This is a genomic window from Actinocatenispora sera (assembly GCF_018324685.1).
Taxonomy (GTDB): Bacteria; Actinomycetota; Actinomycetes; order Mycobacteriales; family Micromonosporaceae; genus Actinocatenispora; species Actinocatenispora sera.
Map to the genome: position 1 here is coordinate 1,848,716 of NZ_AP023354.1, position 24,900 is coordinate 1,873,615.

Genomic DNA, 24,900 nt, shown 5'->3' on the forward strand with positions numbered 1-24,900 from the left:
GCGGCGGGTCTCCATCGGTGTGTCGGAAGCACGCCGGTGCGGCGACCACGGGTAGGCAGACGGGGAAGGGATGGCCAGCCATGGTGATGACGCAGGCACCACCGCGCGCCCACGGGGCCGTCCGGCTGGAGAACGCGAACGCCGGCGAGGTGACGTTCGCACCGCGCGGCGGCCGGCGCCGGTTCGGCGGCGTGCGCGTCGGCCAGTTCGTCCTGCTCGAGGTCGCTCTGGCCGCGCTGATCGTGGCAGCCAACCTGCATCCCGCCTCGTGGCTCGGCGGCGCCGCGGTGCTCGCCCTGGTGCTGGTGTTCGTGGCGTTCGGCCGGACCGGCGGGCACTGGTGGACCGACTGGCTGGTGTTGCGCCGGCGCTACCGGCGACGCAGGGGCGGCCGCGGCGCGAGTACCGACGACGCCCGGCTCGCCGCGCTGCGCCGGCTGGTGCCGGAGCTGTCCATCCGCACGATCGAGGACCGGGGCAACCGGATCGGCATCGGCCAGGACGAGTCCGGTTGGTTCGCGGTGGTCGCGGTCGCGCCGCGCACCGGGCTGCGCGGCGACCCGACCGAGGCGCTGCCGCTGGAGGCGATGGCCCGGGTGCTCGACGAGGGCGGCCTGCGCGTCTCGGTGCTGCAGATCGTCGTGCACACCATTCCCGGCCCGGCGGCGATGCTGGACGACACCGCGCCGGCGGCCCGCTCGTACCGGCAACTCGCCGCGAGCGACATGGGCGTCGAGCCGATCGACCAGCGGTGCTGGGTCGCGGTCCGGCTCGACCCGACCAGCGCGTCGCGGGCCACCGCCACCCGCGGTGGCGGCGTCGACGGGGTGCACCGGGCCCTGTCCACCGCGGTCGGCCGGCTCGGCAAGGCGATCGGTGGCGCCGGCCTGGAGTACGAGTTGCTCGACGCCGAGGGTGTCCGGGACGCGCTGGCGCAGTCGTGTGGCGTCACCGGGTACGTCGATCCCGGTTCGGTCGGGCAGATCGGCGAGGAGTGGTCCAGCTGGCGGGCCGGTGGGCTGGCGCACGCGTGCTTCTGGGTGCGCGACTGGCCGCGGCTGCGCGACATCAGCGGCGTGATCGGCCGCCTCGCCCGCACCCCCGCGGTGCTGACCAGCGTCGCGGTGACCATGTCGCCCAGCGACGACGGCATCGACTTCCGCACCCTGGTCCGCGTCGGCGCGCAGCCCGAACAGCTGACCGGCAACTGCCGGGCGCTGCAGCAGCTGGCGAACGTGTCCCGGGCCAAGCTGTTCCGGCTCAACGGAGAGCAGGCGCCGTCGGTGTACGCGACGGCGCCGAGCGGGGGTGGCGCCCAGTGAACGTCTACGGATCCCCGCGCCGGCCGGACGAGCCGGAACCGCCCCGCGGCCGGCACTCCCGCGACGACGACAGCGAGCCCGACCCGCAGCCGACCACGTACGGCACCCGGGGTGGCCACAGCCGCCCCGCCGAGCCGACCACCGGTCGGCCCGAACCGGAGGTGCTTGGTCGGCGAGAGCCGCCCGCGCCCGGTCGGCCGGAATTGCCGGCCACCGGTCGGCCGCCGGCCCCGCCCACCACGTACGGTCGGGCTGCGCCGGGCGAATCGCCGGCCGCTGGTCGGCCGCCGGCCCAGCCCGCCATGTACGCGCCGGGCGCGCCGGTCGACCAGCCCGGGCCGCCGCCGTCCGGTACAGCCGGCGAGGTCGACCGGGCCCGTCCAGGCACGACGTACGGGTCGGCCCGGCCGCCGCAACCGCAGCAACCGTCAGCCCGGTCCGAGCCGCCGCGGGCGCCCGGTGCCGCGACACCGCATCGACCCGGTCCCGCCACCGCGCCGGCCCCACCCGGTGCTCCGGCCGGACGGCGGGCCGGCGCACTGCGGCAGCAGATCCCGGGCGCGCCGCCGCAGTCGGCGCTCCCGGCTACCTCGTTTCCGGGCGCGTCACGCCGGTCCGTTCCCGATGCGCCGGCGCGGTGCGACACCCGCCCGGCACAGCCGGCCGACGCCCCGCTGCCTGCCGCCGGTGCGCCGCAGGGCAGGGCGGCGGCCACCGCGCGCCCGGCGTCGCCGCCTGCCGTCCCGGTGCCAGCTCCGCCCGGTTCCCCGGCGCGACCGTTACCGCCAGCTCCCGGCCAGCCGGCGAACACGGTGCCCGAGGCGAACGCGGTGCCCGAGGCGAACACGGTGCCCGAGGCGAACACGGTGGCCCGGGCGAACACGGTGGCGCGGGGAAACGGTGCACCGCAGGGAAACGGTGTGCCGCGAGCGAATACCGTTCCCCCAGGAGTGCGCCAGCCGAGCGCGGTGCCGCCAGGAGCCACCGCGCCGCAGCAGAGTGCGGTGTCGCAGGGCACCGCCGTGCCCCACGGGAATGCGGCGCCGCCCGGTGGTGCCGTGGTTCCCGGGAATGCGGCGCCGCCGGGTGGTGCCGTGGTTCCCGGGAATGCGGCGCCGTCCGGAATCTCCGTGGCACCCGGAACCGCCGCGCCGCCGAGAAGTGTTGCGGTCCGAGGAAACGCGTCATCGCCAGGGAACACAGCGCCGCGGGTGACCTCCGGGAACACCGTGCCCGGGCCGGGGGCGCAGCCGGTGAACACGGCGCCGCCGATGCCGCCCCGGAACGGGCCGGTCAGCGGCGCGCCAGGCAACGCCCCGGTCACCGGCGCGTCGAGCAACGCCCCGGTCGGCGCAGCCCCGGATTCCGCAGCCCCGGTGTCGGGTCCGTCGTGGCCCGGCCCGTCCGGGCCCACGCCGCCGAGGCCCACGCAGGCCGGGGCCAGGCAGGCTGGGGCTACGCAGGCTGGAGCCAGGCAGGCTGGGGCTACGCAGGCTGGAGCTACGCAGGCTGGAGCGCATCCCCTGTCCGGGCCGCCGGGGTCGGCGGTACCGGTCTCCGGCCCGCCGGTGAGTGGGGTGCCGGTGTCCGGCGGAGCGCTGGTACCGCTGGGCAACGATCGGGTGCGCCCGGCGCCGAACGGCCCGGCCGGGCCGCTCGGCGCCGGCGGCGGGCCCAAGATGAACCCGGTCTCGGGTGCGCCGGTGTCCGGTGCCTCGATGCCCGGCCTGGTCCGTCCCGGTCAGCAGCAGCCACCGCTCGGCGCCGGCACGATGTACGGCGAGGTCGAGCCGGCGCGGCCGCAACGCCAGGGGTACCGACCGCGCCGGCTCCGCCCGTTCCAGCGGTTGCGGGCCGGGATGCACGGGGTGTCGCGCGGTGCGCTGCAACAGATCGAGGTACCGGGGACCAGCAGCGGGCTGCTGCTCGGGCGGGACGGCAACAAGGCACCGGTGCTGGTGCGTATGTTCCGGGACGAGCCGACCCGACTGTCGCTGATCGGTGGGCTGTGGGCGGCCCGGGTGACGGTGTTCCGGGCGCTCGCGATGGGTGCCCGGGTGGTCGTGTTCACCAACCAGCCGAGTGAGTGGCAGGGCTTCGGTCGCTGGGCGACCGGCCGGGACGACCGGGTTGCGGTGATGTCGGGCGAGCGTGCGGTCACGGTCGGCGCGACCGCCACGTCGCCCGCCCTGATGCTGTACGACGTGGGCCTGCACGGCGCCCAGCAACCGCCGGCGCTCGGGCCCTGGCAGACCCAGCTCACGGTGCTGCGGCAGCTCACCGCGTACGGCTTCCCGTCGGTGCAGGCGTCGAACATGATCTTCCTGCAGCGGCTGGCGTCCGGCGAGGCGTCCGCGGCGGCGTCGGTGTTGCAACTGACCTCGGAGACGGTGAACCTGCTCCAGGTGATGCGGGACGACATGATGGCGGTGCTCGGTGGCCAGGCCGACCGGTACCTGTGGCTCAACCCGACCGACGTGGAGAGCCGGCAGTTCGGCGCCGCCCACCGCTGACCGCGCGCCGGCTGCCGTCGATGTGGCGCACCGGGTCGAGGTGACCCGGCGCGGGTCAGCCCTTGATCGAGCGGGTGAACGCGTAGGCGCCGCCGACCCACAGCATCAGCGGGCCGCGGCACCCTGAACCGGCGATGGGAGGGCAACGCGCTCCCCAGGTGCCGTCGACCCGCCGGCGCGGCCGTTGATGGGATGCCTGTGAGGAAGATGCCTGCTTGCGTTGACTCGATAGAACTGTCACGGAAAACGAGACCCGTCGTGTTCTGTCGGTCCTGCGCGCGATCTGGGCGGACTGACCAACACTCGCCGGTCGCGGACCATTGCGCACGTCCGATACGGTACTGCCTACGTTGGGTAGGCCGCCTACGCCGGTTTTGTGATCGGCGGTGTCGGTCGGGACACGGGGTCCTCCAATAGTTCGGGAGGTGGATCATGGGCAACGGGCCCATGCAGGTTGACCACGCGACGCTGCATACCGCAGCCAACGACGTCCGGTCGACCCGAGACGACATCCAGGGCGATCTGACCAAGCTGGAGACGCTCGTTCAGCAGGATCTGGCCAGCGCGTGGCAGGGTTCCGCCGCGGGCTCGTTCCAGCAGCTGATGCAGCGGTGGAGCGAAGACAGCAAGACGCTGCTCAGGGCGATGGACGACATCGCCGATCTGCTCGACAAGTCCGGCCGCCAGCACCAGCACAACGACGAGGAACAGCAGCAGATGCTGGACAAGATCCACTCGGCGCTGAACGGCTGACGGGGAAGGCTGACAACAATGTCGATGATCAAGGTTGATCCGCACGTCCTGCAGGAAGCCCACTCGCAGATGAAGCAGATCGCCCAGGGCATGGATCAGAAGCTGGACACACTTCGCTCCGGCCTGCAGCGGATGGAGTGGGAAGGTAGCGACCGCCAGGCCTACCAGGAGCACCAGCAGAAGTGGGACAAGGCAGTCACCGATCTGAACCAGGTGCTCAACCAGATCGGCGGCGCGGTCGGGATCGCGAGCGACAACTACGTCAGCACCGAGATGAGCAACTCCAAGCTGTGGGGCTGACGCTCGTTCGGTGATGCGGTGACGACAGGTAGGCGGGCCTTCGGTACGGCGAGGGCCCGCCTTTCGCTTGGAGCCGCTGCCTCTCTGGGGGCCAGTCAGGGATTTTGCGGGTGGCTGGTGATCCAGCATGCTGGGGCGGGTGCCGGCGTAGCCGGCGGGTGCACGCGTCGGTACCGGGTGAAACGGCACCTCATCGACCGGCGCCGATCTTGGCGACCTCTTGTAGGTTGGAGCCCGCGCAGGCGATGCCGGACGAGGAGGTGTGTGGTGCGGGACGGGTACTACGCGCGGTGGCGTGACCAGGAGTTCGACGCCAGCCCGGACGGTGACCGGGTCCGGCTCTACACCAAGGAACCGACCGCCGGTTTCGAGCAGATCGGCGCGCAACGTTACCTGCGGGTGGTGCCGCGCGGCGACGTGTCCGAGCTGGGCTACCTGACCGTCCGGTGCCGCTGGCGCGACCAGCCGTTCCAGATCGTCGGCGAGCACGGCTCCTGGTACCGGGTGGAATACCTCGGCGAGCTGCCGCCGCCGGATGGGCTGGACCTCGGCGAGTTCGACCGCGGCGTGCACCAGGCATGGGCCAAGCGTGACGAGGTCAGTGAGCTGAGTGAGCAGCGCACCTGACGGTGTCGCACCGTTGAGCCGGACCGGTACGTTGTCTGCTGGTCGATTCCGGGCAACGGCGACCGGGACCGGCCTCGACGCACTCGGCGCAGGCAGGCAGCTCGAGGACGGCAGGGAGGCGTGATGGCCGACGAATGGCAGCCGGCGAACGACGTCGAGCGGTCGCTGCTCGATGCCATGCAGCGTGGCGAGCAGGACCGCTACTTCGAGGTGCTCGGCGCCGCCGACCTGATCCTGCCGTTCGCCGCCGACGCCACCGGCGCCGCGCAGCCTGGCACCTGGGCGACCTGGGGGTACGAGGGGCGCACGTACATCCTCGCGTTCACCTCGCAGCCGGCGCTGGCGTCGATCATGGGCCGGCCGACCGACCAGTTCCGGACCGGCCGCCTGGCCGAGGTGTGCGCCTGGTGGCCGGACGAGTCCTGGTGGCTCGCTGTCGACTTCGGGCTGCCGATCGCCGGCTACCTGCCCGGCACGTTCGTCAGCCAGCTCACCGGTGTCCAGCTCGGCGCGCAACTCGCCGTCGGCGGCGCTTCCGCCGATCCCGCCGCCACGTACCGGCCGGGTGAGCAGGACGGCGCCGGCCAGCCGGATCCGTTGCAGACCCAGCAGACGCCGACGCCGCCGGCCGACCCGGGCCAGACGGTCGCCGTGGCACCGGCCGATCCGGGCCAGACGGTGGCCGCGGCGCCGGCCGACCCCGGTGACGGGGCGCAGCACGATGCCGCAGCCCAGCCGTCCTCCGGCCAGCCGTACCAGCAGCCGACCTCGGCGCAGCCGTACGAGCAGTCGGCTTCCGCGCAGCCGACCTCGGCGCAGCCGTACCAGCAGTCGGCTTCCGCGCAACCCACTTCGGCGCAGCCGTACCAGCAGGGCGCGGCACAGCCGTACCAGGCGGCGGGGGCCCAGCCGTACGAGCCGGGACGCGAGCAGGCCTACCCGCCGGCCGACGCGGCGGCGCAGTACCAGCAGCAGGCCGGGGCGGCCTCGCACGCCGGGGCGGCCGAGCAGCAGGCCCAGCCGCCGGCCGCGGGAGCGTCGCCGGGGACGGTGCCGGTGCTGTCGACCGGCGCCGCCGATGCGGCCGGATTCCAGCCCGCGAGCCCGCTGGAGCAGACGCTGCTGGACGCGTCCCGCACCGGCGACCGGAAGACGTTCATGGACGCGTTGCTCGGCGCGTACCTGCTGGTGCCGGTGCCGGAGGGCGCCGCGCCCGGGCCGACCGCGGTCACCGCCCCCGACTTTCCCTGGCCGAGCATCGAACGCAACGGCACCCCGCAAGTGCCGGTGTTCACCTCGCAGGAGCGGATGCGCGAGCGGGTCGGCGCCGCGCCGTACGCGGTGGTGCCGTTCGTGCTGATCGTCGAGCACTGGCCGCACCGCGAGTGGTACCTCGCGCTCAACCCGGACACCCCGGTGAGCGCCACCGTCGACGGTGACCAGATCGCCGAACTGGCCGAGTGGGCCCGCCGCACCCATCTCGCCGAGCGGCTCGGCGTGCTGCCACCACAACAATCCCAGCAGGCCGAGCAACCCCAGCAGGCAGAGCCGGGCCAGCAGGGCCAGGGCCAGCAGGCCGAGCAGCCCTATCAGCCCGAGCGGGGCCCGCTGGTACCCGCACAGTCGGCGCCGGTGTCGGCCCAGCCCGCGTCCGACCGGCCTGCCTCCGAACAACTCGCCGGGACGGCCGACGCATCGCCGTGGTCGGCCCCGGCCGACGCCGCGGCGCACGGGGAGGAACTGCCGGCGCGGCCCGACGGCGCCCAGGCACCGCACGGCGCCTCGCCCGCCGCAGACTCTGACGCGGCGCCCGGCGGTCACCATGCCGCCGACGAGCGCGCGTCCGAGCACGCCGCGGCGGGCGGGCATGACGGGTCCGAACGCGACGCGGAGACGCCTGCGACCGAGACCGGTCCGGGCCAGCCCGCGGCGACCGGCGACGATGCGGCGGACTCCGCCGGTACGGGAGCGGGAGACGAGGCGGTGAGCTCGGCCGTGACGGGGGACGGCGACGAGGCGCCGGGCTCCGCCGGTACCGGGGCCGGAGACGATGCCGTACCGGCCGAGGGCGCCGAGGACGTGCGCGGCACGGCCGCGGGTACCGTCGCCGACCTCGACGATGGCGCTCGCAGCGCGGCGGCCGAGGAGGGTCCGTCGCCTGTCGAGGCCGAGCAGGACTCCTCGCCCGACCTCGCCGAGACCGACGCAACCACGGACGAATCCGCGGTCGCCAGCGATGCCCCGCCTAGCGGTTCCGCGGTTGGCAGTGATGCCGCGGCCGGCGGGTCTGCGGTTGGCAGCGATGCCGTGGCCGGCGGGTCCGCGGTCGGCGGGTCCGCGGTCGGCAACGATGTCCCGACGACCCAGCCCGCGGTCGGCGACGACGCGCCGGCGAGCGGATCCGAGCGCGATGCCGATGCGGTGACCGGCGGTGCCGCGGTGACCGGCGAGTCGAGGACCGGTGCCGAGGCGTTGACCGGCGAGCCCGAGTCCGGCGACGACGCGGCCGCCGAAGGATTGGCTCCCGGCACGGTCGGGGCCGCAGCGGGCACCGACGGCGGCGCCGCGGTGGGAACCGCCACGCCCGCTGCCGCCGGGGCCGGCGCCGCGTCCCGCGATCCCGCAACGGGTGCCGCCGCCGACGCGCCGCCACAGGACGACGGCGAACCCGCGCCCGAGTGGCCGCCGGTACCGCCCGCCCTCGAGAACGAGCCGACGCCGACCGAACCGGTGCCGCCGCTGTCGTTCCCCGCGCTGCTGCAGAAGGTGCTACCCGACGCGCAGGTGCCGTTCTACCTGGAGCGGCACTTCGACCGGGTCGGTGGCTGGATCCATCCGGTCGCCGACGCCCCGGTCCGCGCCGGTGACCTGCGGGTCGCCACCGGTCTGTCCGCCGAGGTCGCCGCCGAGCCGGTACACGCGATCCGGTGGCACGTCGAGGCGGAGCAGCTGTTGCCGGTACTCGCGGCGGTGCGGTCGGCGGCCGATCCCGAGCTCGTGGAGTACCGCGTCCCGACCGCTCGGCTCCCGCACGGCGCCGAGCTGTACCGGATCGATCCGGACGGTGCGACCACCGTGCTGGCCGTCTTCAACGCCGACCACCATCGGTGGCATCCCCTGATCTGACCGCACCTCTTTGCGCTGAGGTGCCCCCGAAGCGCCGCTGCGCGGCTGGCGTGCGTCCGGCGCTGGCGGTGTAAAGCCCACCCTTGTCCGGCGCCGGTTGCAGCCGGCGGTGTGAACGCCCTCTGCCGCTGCGCGCTCGGCGTGTGGGTGTAAAGGCCACCTCTGTTCGCGCTTTGACCCCGCGTGGGGGAATGCGAGGAGAGGGCTTCGCCCCCTCCTCGCGCTCCTTCCCCGCCAAGGGGATTCCCCTTGGCCATCCCCTTACCCATCCCGGTGACGATGCCCCTCGACGCCCAGTGCCCGTCGAAGAAGACCGGGGAACCGGCCCGGCCTACCCATCACGCCAACGCCCGCCTCGCAACGCAACGCGACGCTTCGTCTCCTGGCGGGCCACAGGCGGATGGGGTTGGTTGTTGGCGTGGCGGGCTCGGCGGCGATGGGTAGGCCGCACCGACACCCCGTAGCTCCGAAACGGCCAGGCGGCGTCCCTCCTGATCACTGGTTTCCCGACGGGGGATTGTCAAGGGGGCGACTGCCCCCTTGATGGGGAGGGGTGTGGGGAGGGGCGAAGCCCGCTCCCCACGTTCCCCCCACGAGGGGTGAAAGAAGGAACAGAGGTGGGCTTTACACCACCAGCAGAAGCGCACGCAGCGCGAACAGGGTTTACACCCCGCGCGCACGCCAGCCGGGCACCGGCGCTTCGGGTCCACCTCAGCGCAAAGAGGTGAGTCCCTACTCTTTGATCCAGCGGAGTATCTCGGCGGTGACCACATCGGGGACCTCCTGCTGCAGGAGATGCCCGACGCCGTCGAGCAGGCGCCACTCGTACCGGGCGGCGACGTACCGGCCGGAGCCCTGCGCGGTGCGGGGCAGGACGCCGGTGTCCTCGCCGCCGTGCAGGTGCAGGGTGGGGCTGGTGATGGGCTGCTGCATCAGCTTGACGAAGCGCCGGCCGCTGGGGCGCAGCGCGCCGCGGAACACCCAGCGGTACGCCTCGAGCGCGCAGAACGCGGCTTGCGGGATCTGGATCGCCTGCCGGCAGTGCGCGAGGTAGTGGGCGAACTCGGCGCTGGTGCGCCACGGGCCGGCCCAGTCGGTCATCAGCTGTGCCGCGATCGCGGCGTCGTCCCTGGTCAGCACGTGCTCGTAGCGCGGCACCTGGAACTTCAGCAGGTGCCGGCTGGCGGACAGTTGGCCGCGCGGGTCGGAGAACAGCCCGGTGCGCAGCCGCAGCGGGTGTGCCGCGGCGCAGACGACCAGGCGGCGTACCCGCGGGGGTGGAAGGCGGCGGCCATCCAGGCGACGAGGCCGCCGAGGTCGTGGCCGACCAGGACCGCGTCGCGTTCCCCGAGCGCCCGGATCAACCCGTCGACGTCGGCGGACATGGTGTACCCGTCGTAGCCGCGGGGCGGCTTGTCGCTGGCGCCGTAGCCGCGCAGGTCGACGGCCACGGCGCGGTAGCCGGCGTCGGCGAGGGCGGTCAGCTGGTGCCGCCAGCCGTACCAGGTTTCCGGGAACCCGTGCAGGAACAGGACGAGCGGGCCGGTCCCGGCCTCGACGACGTGGAACCGGCTGCCGTTGGCGCCGACGAACCGGTGCGTCCACGGTCCGTCGACGAGCACGCAGCTCTCGTCCGGCCGGGGCGTCACGCTGTTCCCGCCGGCCCGGCCGGGGCACCGCTGCGGGACCGTCCAGACATGACTCCAGCGTAGGCGCCGGTACCCAACGCCAGCTGCCAGCCCCGCCAGCGCCCCTCGGACGGCCGGACGACGGCGTGGCGGTCGAGCGGACCTCGTGGCCGGTCAGGTGTGGCGGGCGCGCACTCGGCGGCGGAGCAGGACGGTGCCGAGCAGGGCGGCGATGACCGAGCCGACCAGCACGGCGGTCTTGAGCCGCTCGCCCTCGCCGCCGACGCCGAACGCGAGTTCGGCGATGAGCAGGCTGACGGTGAAGCCGCAGCCGGCGAGGACGCTGACCGCGGCGAGGTCGCGCCAGTGCATGGTGTCCGGCAGCCGGGCCAGCCGTACGCCGATCGCGAGCAGCGAGCCGCCGAACACGCCGACCGCCTTGCCGACCACCAGGCCGACGACGACCGCCCAGGCCAGCTGGTCGGTGAGCAGTGCGGGCAGCGCGCCGCCGGTCAACGGCACGCCGGCGGCGAAGAACGCGAAGATCGGTACGCACAGGCCGGCGCTGAGTGGCTGCAACCGGTGTTCGGCGTGCTCGGCGGGTGCGTACGGTTCGCCCGGGTCGCGGCGTACCCGGGTGGCGAGGCCGATCGCGACCCCGGCCAGCGTGGCGTGGATGCCGCTAGCGTGCAGCAGGCCCCAGGCCAGCACACCGAGCGCCAGGTACACCGGCCAGCCGCGGAACCGCAGCCGTTGCAGCAGCAGGTACCCGCCGATGCTGGCGGCCGCGCCGACCAGCGGCAGAACCGCCAGGTGCGCGGTGAACAGCACGGCGATGAGCAGGATCGCGCCGAGGTCGTCGACCACGGCGAGGGTGAGCAGGAAGACCCGTACCGAGGCGGGCAGGGTGCGGGCGGTCACCGCCAGCACGGCGAGGGCGAACGCGATGTCGGTGGCGACCGGTATCGCCCAGGCCTGGTCGATGCCGTCCGCGCCGCGCCCGACGAGCAGCGCGAGCAGTGCGGGCGCGACCATCCCGCCGAGCGCACCGAACACCGGCAGCATCGCGGTACGCGGGTTGCGCAGTTCGCCGACGACCAGCTCGCGCTTGAGCTCCAGCCCGGCGATCACGAAGAACAGGGTGAGCAGCCCGTCGGACGCCCATTCGCCGGTGGTCAGCGACAGGTGCAGCGCGCCGGGGCCGAACCGGGCGTCCCGGACGTGCTGGTACAGCTCGGCGGCGGGGCTGTTCGCGACGAGCAGCGCGGCGATGGCGGCGCCCAGCATCACGATGCCGCCGATGGTCTCGGTGCGCAGGTAGCCGGCGAGCGTGACCGCGGCGTCCGCGGTGCGGCGTTGTGCCCGGTGGCGGCGCTGGCGGATTCGCCGGGCGCGGTCGATCAACCGGGCGGTGACGGGCGGGCGCTCGGGCATCGGCTGGCTCCTGGTCCGGGTAGCACGACAACGTGTGCCGACCAGACTTCCCGGCGCTCCGCCGCCAACCCTACCTGGACGCCTCCCGCGCCCGGCCACACTTCGGCGGGCGCGGGGTGGCGTCACGTACGCAGGTAACTGAGCACCGCCATGACCCGGCGGTGGTCGGAGTCGGACGGGGCCAGCGCCAGCTTTCCGAAGATGTTGGAGATGTGCTTCTCCACCGCACCCTCGGTGACCACCAGCGCCCGGGCGATCGCGGTGTTGGTGCGCCCCTCGGCCATCAGCTGCAGCACGTCGCGCTCGCGCGGGGTCAGGGTGCGGATGGGGTCCTTGCGGGACACGAACAGCTGGGAGACCACCTCGGGGTCGAGCACCGTCCCGCCACCGGCGACCCGGACCAGCCCGTCGAGGAACTCGTCCACGTCCGCGACCCGGTCCTTGAGCAGGTAACCCACCGCGCCGACGCGGTCGGCGAGCAGGTCGTCGGCGTACGACACCTCGACGTACTGGGAGAGCACCAGGATCGGCGTGCCCGGCACGTTCTTGCGTGCCTGGATGGCGGCGCGCAGCCCCTCGTCGGTATGGCTGGGCGGCATCCGGACGTCGACGATCGACACGTCCGGGCGGTGCTCGGTGATCGCGTCGACCAGCGACGGCCCGTCGCCGACCGCCGCCACCACCTCGTGCCCGGCCTCGGTGACCAGCCGGACGATGCCCTCGCGCAGCAGCACCGAGTCGTCGGCGACTACGACGCGCATGGCAGTTCCGCGGTCAGTACGGTCGGGCCGCCGGCGGGGCTGTCCACGTGGAACCGGCCGTCCGCGGCGCGCACCCGGTCGGCCAGGCCGGACAGGCCGTGGCCCTTGGCGGTGTGCGCACCGCCCTTGCCGTTGTCGGAGATCGTCACGTACAACAGACTGCCATCCCCGGTCACCTTCACCTCGCACCACGTCGCGCCGCTGTGCTTGGCCACGTTCGTCAGTGCCTCGGCGACGAGGAAGTACGCGGTGTTCTCGGTGCTCTCCGGCAGCCGCTTGCTGTCCGGCAGCGACACCGACAGTTCGGTCGGTACGGTGCAGCGCCCGGTCACCGCGGCCAGCGCGGCGGCGAGGCCCCGGTCGGCGAGGATCGGCGGCGCGATGCCGCGAGACAGCGCGCGCAGTTCGTCCAGGGTTTCGCGGGTCTGCTGGATCGCCTCGGCGAGCAGCGGCTCGGCCCGCTCCGGGTCGGTGCGCATCCGGCGCTGCGCGAGGCTCAGGTCCATGGTGAGGCGCACCAGTCGCTGCTGCGGGCCATCGTGGATGTCGCGCTCCAGCCGGCGCAGCGCGGACGCCTCGGCCGAGCGGGCCGCCTCGCGGCTCTCGGTCAGTTCGTCGACCCGTTCCTGCAGCGCGTCGACGCGGTGGCGGGTGAGCAGGCCGCGGGCCAGGCCGGCGTTCATCAGCGTCATCCCGCGCACCACGAACGGCGCGCTGAGCAGGAACAGCAGCCCCACGCCGGTGTCGACTGCGACCACGTAGCCGTATTTGTGCGGCATGCCCAGCAGGTCGGAGATGCCGTTCAGGTAGGGCAGTACCGGGTACGCCCACAGGAAGCTGAGCGTGTATCCGATGGCGACCGCCCACCAGGTCACCGTCACCACGAACGCGGTCACGCCGGTGACGAACCGGGCGATCCCGAACACCAGGTCGCGCCAGCACTGCGGGTCGACCAGCGGTACCAGCTGTCGGCGCAGCCCGGTGTGCTTGGTGTGGTCCTTGCGGTACCGGGGGGCGGTGACCGGCGTCCGCAGCACGCTGGACAGCCGCCGCCGCTCCAGCCCGGCGAACGCCCGCGCCACGTGCATCCCGGCGAGCAGGACGAACGCGCCGCCGGCGCCGGCGAAGGTGCCCAGCCCGACGGAGAACAGCGTCAACAGCACGACGAAGCTCGCCACCGACAGCGGGAAGTCGGCGAGGCAGTAGCCGGTGTCGGCGAAGAACTGGGACACGGTCGTACGGCGTCGGTTCTCGGCCGTGCCGGGGGCAGCGGTGCTCACGAACCTTCCTCCTTCGTCGGAACGTTCGCGAGGCACCTACCCATGGTTCGCTCGCTGGCGCTCGCTCATGCCCTTGACGGTAGAGATTCGACGGCCGGATGCCCATCGGGTGGCCCGGCGAGCCTGCCCTGGGGCCAGCCCCACCGACCGTGGCCCACGCCACCCGGCACCGGTTGGGCGGTTTGGTGGCGTCCGTCGCAAACACGGTCGATCGCGGCGCCAAGATACGCCGCTCCGTGTGCGACCGGTGACGAATCGTCAAGATCGCGATTTGTGCGTGCGTTCACAAACGCATACGCTGGCGGGCAGCGGCGCGAGACCTATCACACCGTGACCGCGGTGCGTCAGCGGGTCCGCACGATCAGCTCGACGTGCCCGTCACCGTCGGCGCCGCTGCTTCACCCGCGACTGGCCCGGCCCGCGCCGTGCCGGTCGTACGCTGGGACGCCGAGGATCGCAACCGAGAGTCAGATGAGTCAGCAGCGCACCGACAGTTCAGCGAGCCCCGTGTTCCCGGACCTGCCCGAGGCCACCGTGGCCCGGCTGCCCGAATACCTCCGCGCCCTGCACGGCCTGGCGCAGGACGGGCACGACACGGTGTCCAGCGAGGGCCTGGCCACCGCCGCCGGGGTGAACTCGGCGAAACTGCGCAAGGACCTCTCCCACCTCGGGTCGTACGGGACTCGTGGCGTCGGCTACGACGTGGCGCTGCTGATCACCCAGATCGAGGCGGTGCTCGGGCTCACCAAGCACCGCAAGGTGGCCCTGGTCGGCATCGGTAACCTCGGTCACGCCCTCGCCGGGTACGGCGGGTTCGCCAGCCGCGGGTTCTCCGTTGCCGCGCTGTTCGACGCCGAGCGGTCCCAGATCGGCGAGCGGATCGGCACACTGGTGGTGCGCCACATCGACGAGCTGGCCGAGGTGGTGGCCGCGGAGGGCATCTCGATCGGCGTGATCGCCACCCCCGCGCGAGCCGCCCAGCAGGTGGCCGACCAGCTGGTCGGTGCCGGTGTGACCAGCATCCTGAACTTCGCACCCTGCGTACTCAACGTGCCGAGCGGGGTGGACGTGCGGAAGGTGGACCTGGCGGTGGAGATGCAGATCCTGTCGTTCCACGAGCACCGGAAGGCGCTGACGGCCCTGCCGGCCCCGGAGCAGCCCGCCGGGGAGGCGACCGGGTCGTGAACCTGCTCGTCGTCGGACTGTCGCACCGCACCGCACCGGTCGAGCTGCTGGAGAAGCTGTCCGTACCGGGCGGCGACCTGCCGGAGCTGCTGCACCGGCTGCTGGCCCGGCCGTACCTGGCCGAGGCCGTCGTGCTGTCCACCTGCAACCGGGTGGAGGTGTACGCGGCGGTGTCCGCGTTCCACGGTGCGCTGGCCGACATCGGCGCCGAGCTGGCCGACCGGGCCGGCTGCGACGTCGCCGCGCTCGCCAGCCACCTGTACGTGCACTACGACGACGAGGCGGTCCGGCACGCGTTCCGGGTCGCCGGCGGGCTGGACTCGATGGTCGTCGGCGAGGCGCAGATCCTCGGTCAGCTGCGCGACGCGTACGCGGTGGCCCGGGACGCCGAGGCGCCCGGCCGGCTGCTGCACGAGCTGCTCCAGCAGGCGCTGCGGGTCGGCAAGCGGGTGCACTCCGAGACTGGCATCGACCGGGCCGGGCAGAACGTGCTGACCGCGGCGCTGTCGCTCGGCACGCAGCGGGTCGCCGGTACCGCCGCCGAGGAGTGGCTGCCCGGCCGGCGCGCTCTGGTCGTCGGCGCCGGCGCGATGGGCGCCCTGTCCGCCGCGACCCTCTCCCGGTACGGCGTGGGAGAGCTGGTGATCGCCAACCGCGGCCTGGACCGGGCCCGCCGGCTCGCCGGTCACCACGGCGGCCGGCCGGTCGGCCTGACCGACCTGGCCGGCGAGGTCGCCGCGGCCGACCTGGTGGTGTCCGCGACCGCCTCCACCGGGCACGTGTTCGGCACCGAACTGGTCGCCGAGGCGACCCGGCTGCGCGGCGACGATCCGTTGCTGCTGCTGGATCTCGCGGTACCGCGAGACGTCGAGGCCGGGGTGGCCGAGCTGCCTGGCGCGGTCGTGGTGGACATCGAACAGCTCGGTTCGTCGTTGGACAGCGCGGACGACACGTCGGCTCCGGCCGGCGGTGCGCTGGCGTCGGACCTCGGCGGCGGGTCGGCGCGGCCGGCGGCCCCGGCCGCCAGCGCCGCGTCGTTCGCGGCGGAGGGCTCGGTGCCGGCGGCGGAACGCATCGTCGCCGACGAGTTGGACGCCTTCCTCGGCTTCCTGCGCAGTGCGAACGTGGCCCCCACGGTCGCCGCGCTGCGGGGCCGGGCGGACGACGTGGTCGCCGCCGAACTGCGCCGGCTGGCCCAGCGCCGGCCGGAGCTGACCGACGCGCAGCGTGCCGAAATGGCCCGCACCGTGCATCGGGTGGTACAACGCCTGTTGCACCAGCCGACGGTCCGGGTTCGACAGCTGGCCGCGGAGCCCGGTGGGGACCGGTACGCGGAGGTCCTGCGCGAGCTGTTCGACCTGGACGTGGCGGACGGCGTCGCGGCCGAGGCGATCCGGGTGGCGCCCACCGAGAGCAGGCCGATCAGCGGCACCGAGGTACGTGAGGACGGAGAGATCGGGTGACGGGCAGTTCAGCGGCCCGGCCGATACGGCTGGGCACCCGCGGCAGCGCGCTCGCGGTCGCGCAGTCGAGCCAGGTGGCGGAGGCGCTGCGGGCGGCCAGCGGCCGCCCGGTGGAGTTGGTCGAGGTGGTCACCACCGGCGACCGGTCCGCCGCGCCGGTGCAGCGGCTCGGCGTCGGGGTCTTCGTGTCCGCGTTGCGCGACGCGCTGCTCGGCCGTGAGATCGACGTCGCCGTCCACTCGTACAAGGACCTGCCGACCGAGCCGGCGACCGGCCTGGTGATCGCGGCGGTGCCGGAGCGCGCCGACCCGCGCGACGTGCTCGTCGCAGCCGGCGGCGTGGGCCTCGCGAAGCTGCCCGTCGGTGCCCGGATCGGTACCGGTGCGCCGCGCCGGATGGCCCAGCTCAACGCGCTCGGCGCCGGGCTGACCTGCGTACCGATCCGCGGCAACGTGGACACCCGGCTCCGCAAGGTGGAGTCCGGCGAACTGGATGCCGTGGTGGTCGCCGCGGCTGGCCTGCAGCGCCTCGGCCGGCTCACCGAGGTGACCGAGTTTCTCGACCCCGACGTGGTACTGCCCGCGCCGGCGCAGGGTGCGCTGGCGGTGGAGTGCCGGGTCACCGACGCCGAGCTGACCGCGACCGTGCGCGCGCTGGATCACCCGGCGACCCGCGCCGCGGTCCTCGCCGAGCGTGCCCTGCTCGCGACGCTGGAGGCGGGTTGCAGCGCCCCAGTGGGTGGGTACGCGACGGTGATGAACGGGGTCCTTTCCCTGCGCGGTGTCGTGGTGACGCTCGACGGCAGTACGTCGATCCGTCGCCTCGGTACCGGAACGCCCGCCGACGCCGAGTCGGTCGGCCGGCGGCTTGCCGCCGAGCTGCTCGACGCTGGCGCTGATTCCCTGTTGGAGAGTGCACGATGACCCGCGCGCGTAAGTCCGTCGGCCGCATCACCGTGGTGGGCGCCGGTCCCGGTGACCCGGGCCTGCTCACCCGGCGTGCGGCGGAGGCGGTGGCCGCAGCCGACCACGTGGTGTACGACCGGTCGGTGCCCGAAGTCCTGCTGTCCGCCGTGCTGCCCGAGGGGGCGGAGCGCAGCCCCGCGGAGGGCGCGCCCGGCGACATCGCCAAGGTGCTGCTGTCGGCGGCCCGGTCCGGGCTGTCCGCGGTCCGGCTGGTGGCCGGCGACCCGTACGGGCACGACTCGGTGGTGAAGGAGATCCAGGCGGTGTCGCGCAGCGCGGTGCCGTTCGAGGTGGTGCCGGGGATCAGCCACGCCTCCGCGGTCGCCTCGTACGCGGGGATGCCGCCCGGCCCGGTGCGTACCGAGGTGGACGCGGACGACGTGGTCAACCTCGACTTCGACGCGGTGGCGGCGGCGCTCGGTGGCGCCGGCGACCAGTCGTCGCTCGCCCTGACGGTGGACGCCGGCAGCCTCGCCCAGGTACGTGACGGCCTGCTCGCCGCGGGCGTGGACGGCGGCGTGCCGGTCGCGGTCACCGGCGACGGCACCGGCGAGACGCAGTACACCACGTCGTCCACTGTGGACAGTTTCGTGGAGGCGGCGCTGGGCTTCGGCGGCCCGGTGGTGCTGACCCTGGGCGGCGGCGTGCCGCAGCGCGACAAGCTCGGCTGGTGGGAGAACCGCCCGCTGTACGGCTGGAAGGTGCTGGTGCCGCGCACCAAGGAGCAGGCTGGCGCGATGTCCGCCCGGCTGCGGGTGTACGGCGCGATCCCGTCCGAGGTGCCCACCATCGCCGTGGAGCCGCCGCGTACCCCGGCGCAGATGGAACGCGCGATCAAGGGCCTGGTCGACGGCCGGTACGCGTGGATCGTGTTCACCTCGACCAACGCGGTGCGCGCGGTGTGGGAGAAGTTCGCCGAGCACGGGCTGGACGCCCGGCACTTCGGCGGCGTCAAGATCGCCTGCATCGGCGACGCGACCGCCGAGGCGGTCCGCGGGTTCGGCATCCAGCCCGAGCTGGTGCCGGGCGGTGAGCAGTCCTCCGACGGGCTGCTGGCCGAGTTCCCGCCGTTCGACGACGTGCTCGACCCGGTGGGCCGGGTGCTGCTGCCGCGCGCCGACATCGCCACCGAGACGCTCGCCGCCGGCCTGGTCGATCGCGGCTGGGAGGTCGACGACGTCACCGCGTACCGCACCGTGCGCGCGGCGCCGCCGCCGGCCGACATCCGCGACGCGATCAAGTCCGGCGGGTTCGACGCGGTGCTGTTCACCTCGTCCTCCACGGTGCGCAACCTGGTCGGCATCGCCGGCAAGCCGCACGCCCGTACGGTGGTCGCCTGCATCGGGCCGAAGACCGCCGAGACCGCGGTCGAGTTCGGGCTGCGGGTGGACGTGCAGCCGGAGCACGCGTCGATCACCGACGAGGTCGAGGCGCTCGCCGAGTATGCGGTCGAGCTGAAGGAGAAGCTCGCCCAGATGCCGCCCAAGCAGCGCCGCGGCTCCAAGGTGCAGGGCCCGAGCGCGCTGCGGTTCCGCTGACGGCGGCCCCGGTGGCGGCGTTCGCGCCGCCGGCGGGGTCTCGCCGCCCTCGATCTGCCGGCCCGAACCGCCGGCCTCGATGTGAGGAGAAGCCGATGTACCCGGACGTACGACCGCGCCGGTTGCGGACCACCCCGGCGATGCGCCGGTTGGTGGCCGAGACCGTGGTCCGGCCGGCCGACCTGATCCTGCCGCTGTTCGTACGGGAGGGGATCGCCGAGCCGAAGCCGGTGGCGTCGATGCCCGGCGTGCTGCAGCACACCCGCGACTCGCTGCGCAAGGTGGTCGTCGAGGCGGTGGAGGCCGGCGTCGGCGGCATCATGCTGTACGGCGTGCCGCTGACCCGCGACGAGGTCGGCTCCGCCGGTACCGACCCGGACGGCGTGCTCAACGTGGCGATCCGGGACGTGGCCGCCGAGGTCGGCGACGCCACCGTGGTGATGTCCGACCTGTGCCTGGACGAGTTCACCTCCCACGGCCACTGCGGCGTACTCGACGCGCAGGGCCGGGTGGACAACGACGCGACGCTCGCCCGGTACGCGGACATGGCGGTCCGCCAGGCCGAGGCCGGGGTGCACCTGGTCGGCACCAGCGGCATGATGGACGGCCAGGTCGGCGTCGTGCGCGAGGCGCTGGACGCGGCCGGCCACACCGACGTCGGCATCCTCGCGTACGCGGCGAAGTACGCGTCGGCGTTCTACGGCCCGTTCCGGGAGGCGGTGGAGTCCACCCTGCAGGGGGACCGCCGCGCCTACCAGCAGGATCCGGCGAACGGCCGGGAGGCGCTGCGCGAGGTCGCGCTCGACGTCGCCGAGGGCGCCGACCTGGTGATGGTCAAGCCGGCGCTGCCCTACCTGGACGTGGTCGCCGCGGTGCGCGCCGCCGTCGACGTGCCGGTGGCCGCCTACCAGGTGTCCGGCGAGTACGCGATGGCCGAGGCGGCGTTCGCGAACGGCTGGCTGGACCGGGAGCGCACCATCCTGGAGACGCTGACCTCGATCCGGCGGGCCGGTGCCCAGCAGATCCTCACGTACTGGGCGACCGAGGCGACCGCGCTGCTCCGAGCCGGCTACTGACCGCCGCGCGGTGTCAGCCGCAACGGCGGATCAGCAGGCCCGCGGTGCGGGCGTAGAACTCGCGTACCCGGGCGTCGCCGTCGACGTCGGCGAGCGGTACCACTCGCAGGTAGACGGCGCCCTTGACGAGTGCCTGGCTGGTCGACACGACCAGCGCCCACCAGGAGCCCTGGCCGTGGATCCCGGCGGCCGGTGAGATCCAGACCTGGTCGCCGGCGTGCGGGGTGCCGTAGTGAATCGCGGAATGGCTCATGGTCGATCACCTTCCGGGCGGGGGCTGACGCTGGTTCGACGGCCACACCCCGGGGTCATGACGGAACTGTCACGAACCAGACGCACCTCGTATTCCCGGCCGGGCCGTCGCGCTCTCGAGCGTGCGGTGGATCGGGACGGCTTGCGAAATCATTCACGGCGTGAATGATTTCGGCGCACTAGCATGCTCGCCATGACCGACGTCGACTACGCGCCCCTGCTTGGTACCTCGGCGTTCCGGCTCGGTGTCGTCGGCGCCGTGGTGACCGAGCGCTTCGCCACCGAGATCGCCGGGTACGACCTGAAGCCGAAGCACGTCGGCGTCCTCGCCCTGCTTGCCTCCGCTCCCGCCACCTCGCAGCTCGACCTCGCCCGGACGATGGGCGTCGCGCCGAGCCTCATCGTCCGCATCGCCGACCACCTGGAACGCATCGGCGCGGTCGAACGCGTCCGCGACCCCGCCGACCGCCGGCGCCAGGCGCTCCGGCTCACCCCGCACGGCACCGAGCTGCTGGCCGAATGCACCCGGCTGTCCGAGTCGATGGAGCACGACCTGCTCGCCGGGCTGAGCGCACCGGACCGCGCCGCCTTCCGTACCGCCCTCGCCCGGGTCGCCACGAACCTCGACCTCCCCAGCTGACCGCCCCGCCCCGCCCTCGGGCGACTTGGCCACGGTTCCAGTCATGATGGGCTGATCGCAGAACCCGGCGAACGGGGAGGCGGGATGCGATCGGTCGGTCATCGGGACGCGGTGAAGCTGCTCGCGCCGGAGCGAAGCCTGCTCGCCGGGCTCGACCGGGCGCTCGGGGACGCGCTGCTCGGCGCCACCCCTGGCCACCGGTGGGCTGGCCAGCCCGGTGCTCGGCCTGTTCGACGTGAGGGCGGAGGTGCTGAAGCTCGCCGGCCCGTTGCTCGGCCGGCTGTCCGAGCACCTCACCGGCGCCACCCGGTACGACCGCATCCAGCGCCTGCTCGCCGCGCACACCGTGCCCCGGTGCCGGCGGTGCCCCCTTGGTCGGCCGGCTGGCCGACCTGCTCCTCGGCCCGCGCAGCCACATCGGCCGAAACCCTGACGGGCCAGCTGGCGCGACCCGGCCGATCGGGGAACGCACGGGTCGGGTCGCAGCGCCGCGGCCCATGCTCGATGCGTACTGGGTGAGCCCGTCGAAGACCACTCCGAGTCCGATCCCTGACCCCGCGGACGGGTGGAGTTCCGTTGTGCGACAAGGGATCTGCCAGTCGCTACACCGTGGCTTCATAATGACGAAACCGATGCCGACCTTACCCCAACCACCTATTCGCGACCCTTTGCTCTGCTTCCTCATAGGAAGCAGACAGAACGGTGCGGGGGGACTGTAAGACGTTCGGTGTAACTCCCGATCATGGAAGTGACATCGATGACCGAGATGATGTCTGGTATGGACAACACCGACGATCCGACACGGGCGGCTGGCCTGGGCGGGCTGGATGAGCAGCTGATTGATCAGCTGGTCGATCGGGCCAAGGCCGGTGGGCTGCAGCTGACCGGGGAGGGCGGGCTGCTGGCGGCGCTGACCAAGCGGGTGCTGGAGTCGGCGTTGGAGGGCGAGATTACCGACCATCTGGGCTACCAGGCTCACGATCCGGCTGGTCGAGGTAGCGGCAACTCCCGCAACGGCGTCCGCAGCAAGACCGTGCTCACCGAGGTCGGTCCGGTCGAGCTGGATGTTCCTCGGGACCGCAATGGCAGTTTCGAGCCGAGGATCGTGGCGAAGCGACAGAAGCGGCTGTCCGGGGTCGATGAGATGGTGATCTCTCTGGCGGCCAAGGGATTGACTACCGGCGAGGTCCAGGCCCATCTGGCTGAGGTGTATGGGGCGCAGGTGTCACGCCAGACGATCTCCACGATCACCGACAAGGTGATCGAGGGCATGGTCGAGTGGCAGAACCGGCCGCTGGATGCAGTGTATCCGGTGGTGTTCATCGACGCTATCCACGTCAAGATCCGTGATGGTCAGGTTGCGAACCGGCCGATCTATGTGGCGCTGGCGGTCACCTGCGAGGGCAACCGTGACATCCTCGGGCTGTGGGCCGGTGACGGCGGTGAAGGCGCCAAGTACTGGCTGCATGTGCTCACTGAGCTGAAGAACCGGGGCGTGGCCGATGTGTTGATGATGGTCTGCGACGGGCTGTCCGGGCTACCGGAAGCGATCGCCAGTGTGTGGCCAGCCACGGTGACGCAGACCTGCGTGGTGCACCTGCTGCGCAACAGTTTCCGTTACGCCGGCCGGCAGCACTTCGACGCTATCGCCAAGGCGCTACGGCCGGTCTACACCGCGCCCACCGAGGCCGCCGCGGCCGAGCGGTTCGCCGAGTTCACCGAGGCGTGGGGCACCCGATACCCGGCCATCGTCCGGCTCTGGGAACGCGCCTGGGCCGAGTTCGTGCCGTTCCTGGCGTTCGACCCGGAGATCCGGCGGGTGGTCTGCTCGACCAACGCGATCGAGTCGGTCAACGCCCGGATCCGTCGCGCTGTGCGGGCCCGCGGGCACTTCCCCAACGAACAGGCCGCGCTCAAGTGTGTCTACATGGCGGTGATGAGCCTGGACCCGACCGGCATCGGACGCAAACGCTGGATGATGCGGTGGAAGCCCGCACTCAACGCGTTCGACATCGCCTTCGACGGCCGTCTGGCCGCCGGCAAGAAGTAACCCACCCAACCCTGAGATACACCGAACGTTTGACAGACCCGGTGCGGGCCGGACGTCGGCGCATCCGCACCGAGCGTCGCACCGACATTCCCTCGCTCTGCTCCCTGAGAGGAAGCAAAGCGGCTCTGCTTCCTCATAGGAAGCACCGTGCCAGCGCTTCCTATGAGGAAGCAAAGCAAAGGGCTGTGAACAGGGGTGGTGGCCGGGAAGGGCAGAGTTCCGTCGGGCGGCGAGTTCGGCTACTGCGGTGGTGAGGTGCGGTGCGGTAGCACGATTGGTGCGACGGAAGGACGACATCCACAGGGCTGTGCATAAGTGGAGCCGCGGTGACGAGGGGCGAGACGATCGACGTATGAGCGCCTGGGGCACGGAGAAGAGCCGGCAGTCGAAGGGTCATCCGGACGGCGTCGTGTGCTGGGCGACGGCCCGGCCCAGGCCGTCGGTGACTGCGTTCGTTGCGGGAATCGTGCGCCGCGTGCGTCGGCTTGGGCGGGCGAGTCAGCGTGAACTCGCGGACGTGGTCGGATTGAGTCCCTCGGTGATCGGTCGGATCGAGACCGGCTCGTACCGACTGAGCGTCGAGGTGTTCGATCGGATCCTCGCCACGGTGGGGCTGCACCTGAGCGTGCTGGACGATGAGGGTCGGCTGGTGCTGCCGATGCAGGTGTGGGACGACACCCGCGACGGTGCCGGACGACGCTACCCTGCCCATCTCGACACGATCCTGGATCCTGTCGCCGGAGAATGGTGGGGCGACATCTACGGGCTGGCGCGGCCGCCGGAGACGTTTCATAGGGACCCGCAGCGGCGGGAGGCGCAGCGGCGTCGCAGCCAGTGGGAGGTGCGGGTCGCGCAGTATCGGTTCGATCCGCCTCCTCCCGATCCCCTGCACGATCCCGGCTGGCAGCATCGCACGGCGTGGCGCCGAGGCGCCTGGGCGGATGCGCGGATCAGGCGGTGCGGCGGGATTCGATGACGGCGGAGACCGGGGCCTCGTAGTCGTACCAGCGGCGGTGCGGGCGGAAGCCGAGTTCGGCGTTGACCCGCAGCATCTGCTCGTCACCGACCGGCTGCCAGGTCTGCACCGTGGCGACCTGCCGTTCGGCCGTACGCAGCGCGAGCAGCAGCCGGGCCTTCATGGTCAGCCCGAGCCCGTAGCCACGATGCTCCGGCACCACGATCGTGTCGTACTGGTCGGCGCGGTCCGGGCGGTGGGCCGGGACGACGAGCTCGGTGAGGCCGGCGACCTCGCCGCTGGCGGTGTGGATGGCGACGGTGACGTAGGGCCGCAGCCCGCGGGCCCGCAGGGTACGCAGGCTGTCCCGGATCCGGTCGGCCTCGAAGCCGGCGTGCCATTCGACGTCGGCGACCGGGGTGTGCCGGGTGATCAGCTTGGCGTCGGCGTACGAGGCGAGCAGCGTTTCCGGTGGCCCGTCGGGGAAGTGCTCGATGTGGTAGCCGGCGCCGATCCGGCCGGACTTCTCCGTCACCGCATCCCAGTCTACTGTGGACAGTGAGAGCAGGCTGCTCTCCTCGACCACCGTCGGCCGGAACCCGTGCGCGGCGTAGAAGTCGACGGTCGGGGTGCCCTCGACGATCTCGGTGCTGATCAGCTCGCGGTCGTGCGCGGCGGCGTGCCGGGCCGCGGCCGCGAGCAGCTCGCCGCCGACGCCACGCCGGCGGTGGGACGGCTCGGTGAACAGTTCGATCACCGCGGTACCGGTCATGTCGTAGCCGAGCAGGTTCTCCCCGACGTACCCGATCAGCTCGCCGTGGTCCTCGGCCAGCCAGGCGGCGCGCCGTTCGTTCGGCATCGTGGCGGACAGGTAGTCGCGCAGCCGGTCGCGCCGCCACGGCGGTTCGCCGGGCACGTCGGCGGCGATGGCCGCGTTGTACACCCGCAGCCACGCGTCGATCTCCGCGTCCGACGCGGTGGCCGGCGCCCACTCTCTGATCCGCACCACTCCTGCCTACCCGATGGGGGAGT

General features: G+C 72.9%; 20 protein-coding genes and 1 pseudogene. 15 read left to right on the top strand and 6 right to left on the bottom strand.

The window, feature by feature from the left end; translation table 11 throughout:
• Nucleotides 1-80 precede the first annotated feature (80 nt).
• The 6 genes from eccE to Asera_RS08900 all read left to right on the top strand — a co-directional run bounded on the left by eccE (nucleotide 81) and on the right by Asera_RS08900 (nucleotide 8,641).
• The gene (eccE, locus tag Asera_RS08875; protein WP_030448994.1) at nucleotides 81-1,322 is read left to right on the top strand and encodes a type VII secretion protein EccE; all 1,242 of its coding nucleotides are present in this window, start codon (nucleotides 81-83) and stop codon (nucleotides 1,320-1,322) included.
• A 1,568-nt stretch (nucleotides 1,323-2,890) separates the two neighbouring features.
• Entirely contained in the window at nucleotides 2,891-3,835 is a 945-nt protein-coding gene (locus tag Asera_RS08880; protein WP_157035122.1) for a hypothetical protein, read from the top strand.
• A 447-nt stretch (nucleotides 3,836-4,282) separates the two neighbouring features.
• Complete coding sequence (locus tag Asera_RS08885) at nucleotides 4,283-4,588, top strand: WXG100 family type VII secretion target (protein ID WP_030448991.1); 306 nt, start codon at nucleotides 4,283-4,285, stop codon at nucleotides 4,586-4,588.
• Nucleotides 4,589-4,606: 18 nt separating this feature from the next.
• A complete protein-coding gene (locus Asera_RS08890; protein WP_030448990.1) occupies nucleotides 4,607-4,888 on the top strand; it encodes a WXG100 family type VII secretion target in 282 nt (93 codons plus the stop codon).
• 267 nt (nucleotides 4,889-5,155) lie between these two features.
• Nucleotides 5,156-5,515, top strand: a complete 360-nt coding sequence (locus Asera_RS08895; protein WP_244843803.1) for a hypothetical protein — start codon at nucleotides 5,156-5,158, stop codon at nucleotides 5,513-5,515.
• A 123-nt stretch (nucleotides 5,516-5,638) separates the two neighbouring features.
• Nucleotides 5,639-8,641, top strand: coding sequence for an SseB family protein (locus tag Asera_RS08900; RefSeq protein ID WP_035298304.1), 3,003 nt, complete (start codon nucleotides 5,639-5,641; stop codon nucleotides 8,639-8,641).
• A 732-nt stretch (nucleotides 8,642-9,373) separates the two neighbouring features.
• Here Asera_RS08900 and Asera_RS08905 read toward each other — a convergent pair.
• From Asera_RS08905 to Asera_RS08920, 4 genes and pseudogenes are all read right to left on the bottom strand, one after another.
• Nucleotides 9,374-10,290 (bottom strand): annotated as a pseudogene (locus Asera_RS08905) (alpha/beta fold hydrolase).
• A 153-nt stretch (nucleotides 10,291-10,443) separates the two neighbouring features.
• A complete protein-coding gene (gene nhaA / locus Asera_RS08910; protein WP_157035246.1) occupies nucleotides 10,444-11,703 on the bottom strand; it encodes a Na+/H+ antiporter NhaA in 1,260 nt (419 codons plus the stop codon).
• A gap of 122 nt (nucleotides 11,704-11,825) precedes the next feature.
• On the bottom strand, nucleotides 11,826-12,464 hold the full coding sequence (locus Asera_RS08915) for a response regulator transcription factor (RefSeq protein ID WP_030449980.1): 639 nt from the start codon (nucleotides 12,462-12,464) through the stop codon (nucleotides 11,826-11,828).
• On the bottom strand, nucleotides 12,452-13,744 hold the full coding sequence (locus Asera_RS08920) for a sensor histidine kinase (RefSeq protein ID WP_030449979.1): 1,293 nt from the start codon (nucleotides 13,742-13,744) through the stop codon (nucleotides 12,452-12,454). Before Asera_RS08920 ends, Asera_RS08915 begins: the two co-directional genes overlap by 13 nt.
• A gap of 471 nt (nucleotides 13,745-14,215) precedes the next feature.
• Between Asera_RS08920 and Asera_RS08925 the strand changes: the two genes are divergently transcribed.
• The 5 genes from Asera_RS08925 (at nucleotide 14,216) to hemB (ending at nucleotide 19,971) form a co-directional block, all read left to right on the top strand.
• Complete coding sequence (locus tag Asera_RS08925; RefSeq protein ID WP_030449978.1) at nucleotides 14,216-14,929, top strand: redox-sensing transcriptional repressor Rex; 714 nt, start codon at nucleotides 14,216-14,218, stop codon at nucleotides 14,927-14,929.
• Nucleotides 14,926-16,392, top strand: a complete 1,467-nt coding sequence (gene hemA / locus Asera_RS08930) for a glutamyl-tRNA reductase (RefSeq protein ID WP_084132957.1) — start codon at nucleotides 14,926-14,928, stop codon at nucleotides 16,390-16,392. The genes Asera_RS08925 and hemA overlap by 4 nt, the downstream gene beginning before the upstream one ends.
• Complete coding sequence (gene hemC, locus Asera_RS08935; RefSeq protein WP_030449976.1) at nucleotides 16,389-17,315, top strand: hydroxymethylbilane synthase; 927 nt, start codon at nucleotides 16,389-16,391, stop codon at nucleotides 17,313-17,315. The genes hemA and hemC overlap by 4 nt, the downstream gene beginning before the upstream one ends.
• Complete coding sequence (locus tag Asera_RS08940; protein ID WP_030449975.1) at nucleotides 17,312-18,895, top strand: bifunctional uroporphyrinogen-III C-methyltransferase/uroporphyrinogen-III synthase; 1,584 nt, start codon at nucleotides 17,312-17,314, stop codon at nucleotides 18,893-18,895. The genes hemC and Asera_RS08940 overlap by 4 nt, the downstream gene beginning before the upstream one ends.
• 95 nt (nucleotides 18,896-18,990) lie before the next feature.
• Entirely contained in the window at nucleotides 18,991-19,971 is a 981-nt protein-coding gene (gene hemB / locus Asera_RS08945) for a porphobilinogen synthase (RefSeq protein WP_030449974.1), read from the top strand.
• A 13-nt stretch (nucleotides 19,972-19,984) separates the two neighbouring features.
• On the opposite strand, the gene Asera_RS08950 is transcribed toward hemB, so the two are convergent.
• Entirely contained in the window at nucleotides 19,985-20,224 is a 240-nt protein-coding gene (locus Asera_RS08950) for a hypothetical protein (protein ID WP_030449973.1), read from the bottom strand.
• Between the two features lie 192 nt (nucleotides 20,225-20,416).
• On the opposite strand from Asera_RS08950, the gene Asera_RS08955 reads away from it, so the two are divergent.
• From Asera_RS08955 to Asera_RS08965, 4 genes are all read left to right on the top strand, one after another.
• Complete coding sequence (locus Asera_RS08955; RefSeq protein ID WP_211255822.1) at nucleotides 20,417-20,863, top strand: MarR family winged helix-turn-helix transcriptional regulator; 447 nt, start codon at nucleotides 20,417-20,419, stop codon at nucleotides 20,861-20,863.
• Nucleotides 20,864-21,068: 205 nt separating this feature from the next.
• The gene (locus Asera_RS33895) at nucleotides 21,069-21,296 is read left to right on the top strand and encodes an NACHT N-terminal helical domain 7-containing protein (protein WP_425305974.1); all 228 of its coding nucleotides are present in this window, start codon (nucleotides 21,069-21,071) and stop codon (nucleotides 21,294-21,296) included.
• Nucleotides 21,297-21,641: 345 nt separating this feature from the next.
• On the top strand, nucleotides 21,642-22,913 hold the full coding sequence (locus tag Asera_RS08960) for an IS256 family transposase (RefSeq protein WP_212804791.1): 1,272 nt from the start codon (nucleotides 21,642-21,644) through the stop codon (nucleotides 22,911-22,913).
• A gap of 352 nt (nucleotides 22,914-23,265) precedes the next feature.
• Nucleotides 23,266-23,889 carry a helix-turn-helix domain-containing protein gene (locus Asera_RS08965; RefSeq protein ID WP_084131612.1) on the top strand — a complete coding sequence of 208 codons (624 nt, stop codon included), beginning with the start codon at nucleotides 23,266-23,268 and terminating at the stop codon, nucleotides 23,887-23,889.
• Here Asera_RS08965 and Asera_RS08970 read toward each other — a convergent pair.
• A complete protein-coding gene (locus Asera_RS08970; RefSeq protein WP_030446480.1) occupies nucleotides 23,864-24,874 on the bottom strand; it encodes a GNAT family N-acetyltransferase in 1,011 nt (336 codons plus the stop codon). The genes Asera_RS08965 and Asera_RS08970 overlap by 26 nt on opposite strands.
• Nucleotides 24,875-24,900 lie beyond the last annotated feature (26 nt).

What these genes read in the sequence shown, in the direction of transcription:
- Asera_RS08885 (WP_030448991.1), top strand. Translation starts at nt 4,283, where the DNA reads ATGCAGGTTGACCACGCGACGCTGCATACCGCAGCCAACGACGTCCGG.
- Asera_RS08940 (WP_030449975.1), top strand. Translation starts at nt 17,312, where the DNA reads ATGACCCGCGCGCGTAAGTCCGTCGGCCGCATCACCGTGGTGGGCGCC.
- Asera_RS08950 (WP_030449973.1), bottom strand. Translation starts at nt 20,224, where the DNA reads ATGAGCCATTCCGCGATTCACTACGGCACCCCGCACGCCGGCGACCAG.
- Asera_RS08955 (WP_211255822.1), top strand. Translation starts at nt 20,417, where the DNA reads ATGACCGACGTCGACTACGCGCCCCTGCTTGGTACCTCGGCGTTCCGG.
- Asera_RS08965 (WP_084131612.1), top strand. Translation starts at nt 23,266, where the DNA reads ATGAGCGCCTGGGGCACGGAGAAGAGCCGGCAGTCGAAGGGTCATCCG.
- nhaA (WP_157035246.1), bottom strand. Translation starts at nt 11,703, where the DNA reads ATGCCCGAGCGCCCGCCCGTCACCGCCCGGTTGATCGACCGCGCCCGG.
- Asera_RS08900 (WP_035298304.1), top strand. Translation starts at nt 5,639, where the DNA reads ATGGCCGACGAATGGCAGCCGGCGAACGACGTCGAGCGGTCGCTGCTC.
- Asera_RS08925 (WP_030449978.1), top strand. Translation starts at nt 14,216, where the DNA reads ATGAGTCAGCAGCGCACCGACAGTTCAGCGAGCCCCGTGTTCCCGGAC.
- hemB (WP_030449974.1), top strand. Translation starts at nt 18,991, where the DNA reads ATGTACCCGGACGTACGACCGCGCCGGTTGCGGACCACCCCGGCGATG.
- Asera_RS08960 (WP_212804791.1), top strand. Translation starts at nt 21,642, where the DNA reads ATGGACAACACCGACGATCCGACACGGGCGGCTGGCCTGGGCGGGCTG.
- Asera_RS08915 (WP_030449980.1), bottom strand. Translation starts at nt 12,464, where the DNA reads ATGCGCGTCGTAGTCGCCGACGACTCGGTGCTGCTGCGCGAGGGCATC.
- eccE (WP_030448994.1), top strand. Translation starts at nt 81, where the DNA reads ATGGTGATGACGCAGGCACCACCGCGCGCCCACGGGGCCGTCCGGCTG.
- Asera_RS08890 (WP_030448990.1), top strand. Translation starts at nt 4,607, where the DNA reads ATGTCGATGATCAAGGTTGATCCGCACGTCCTGCAGGAAGCCCACTCG.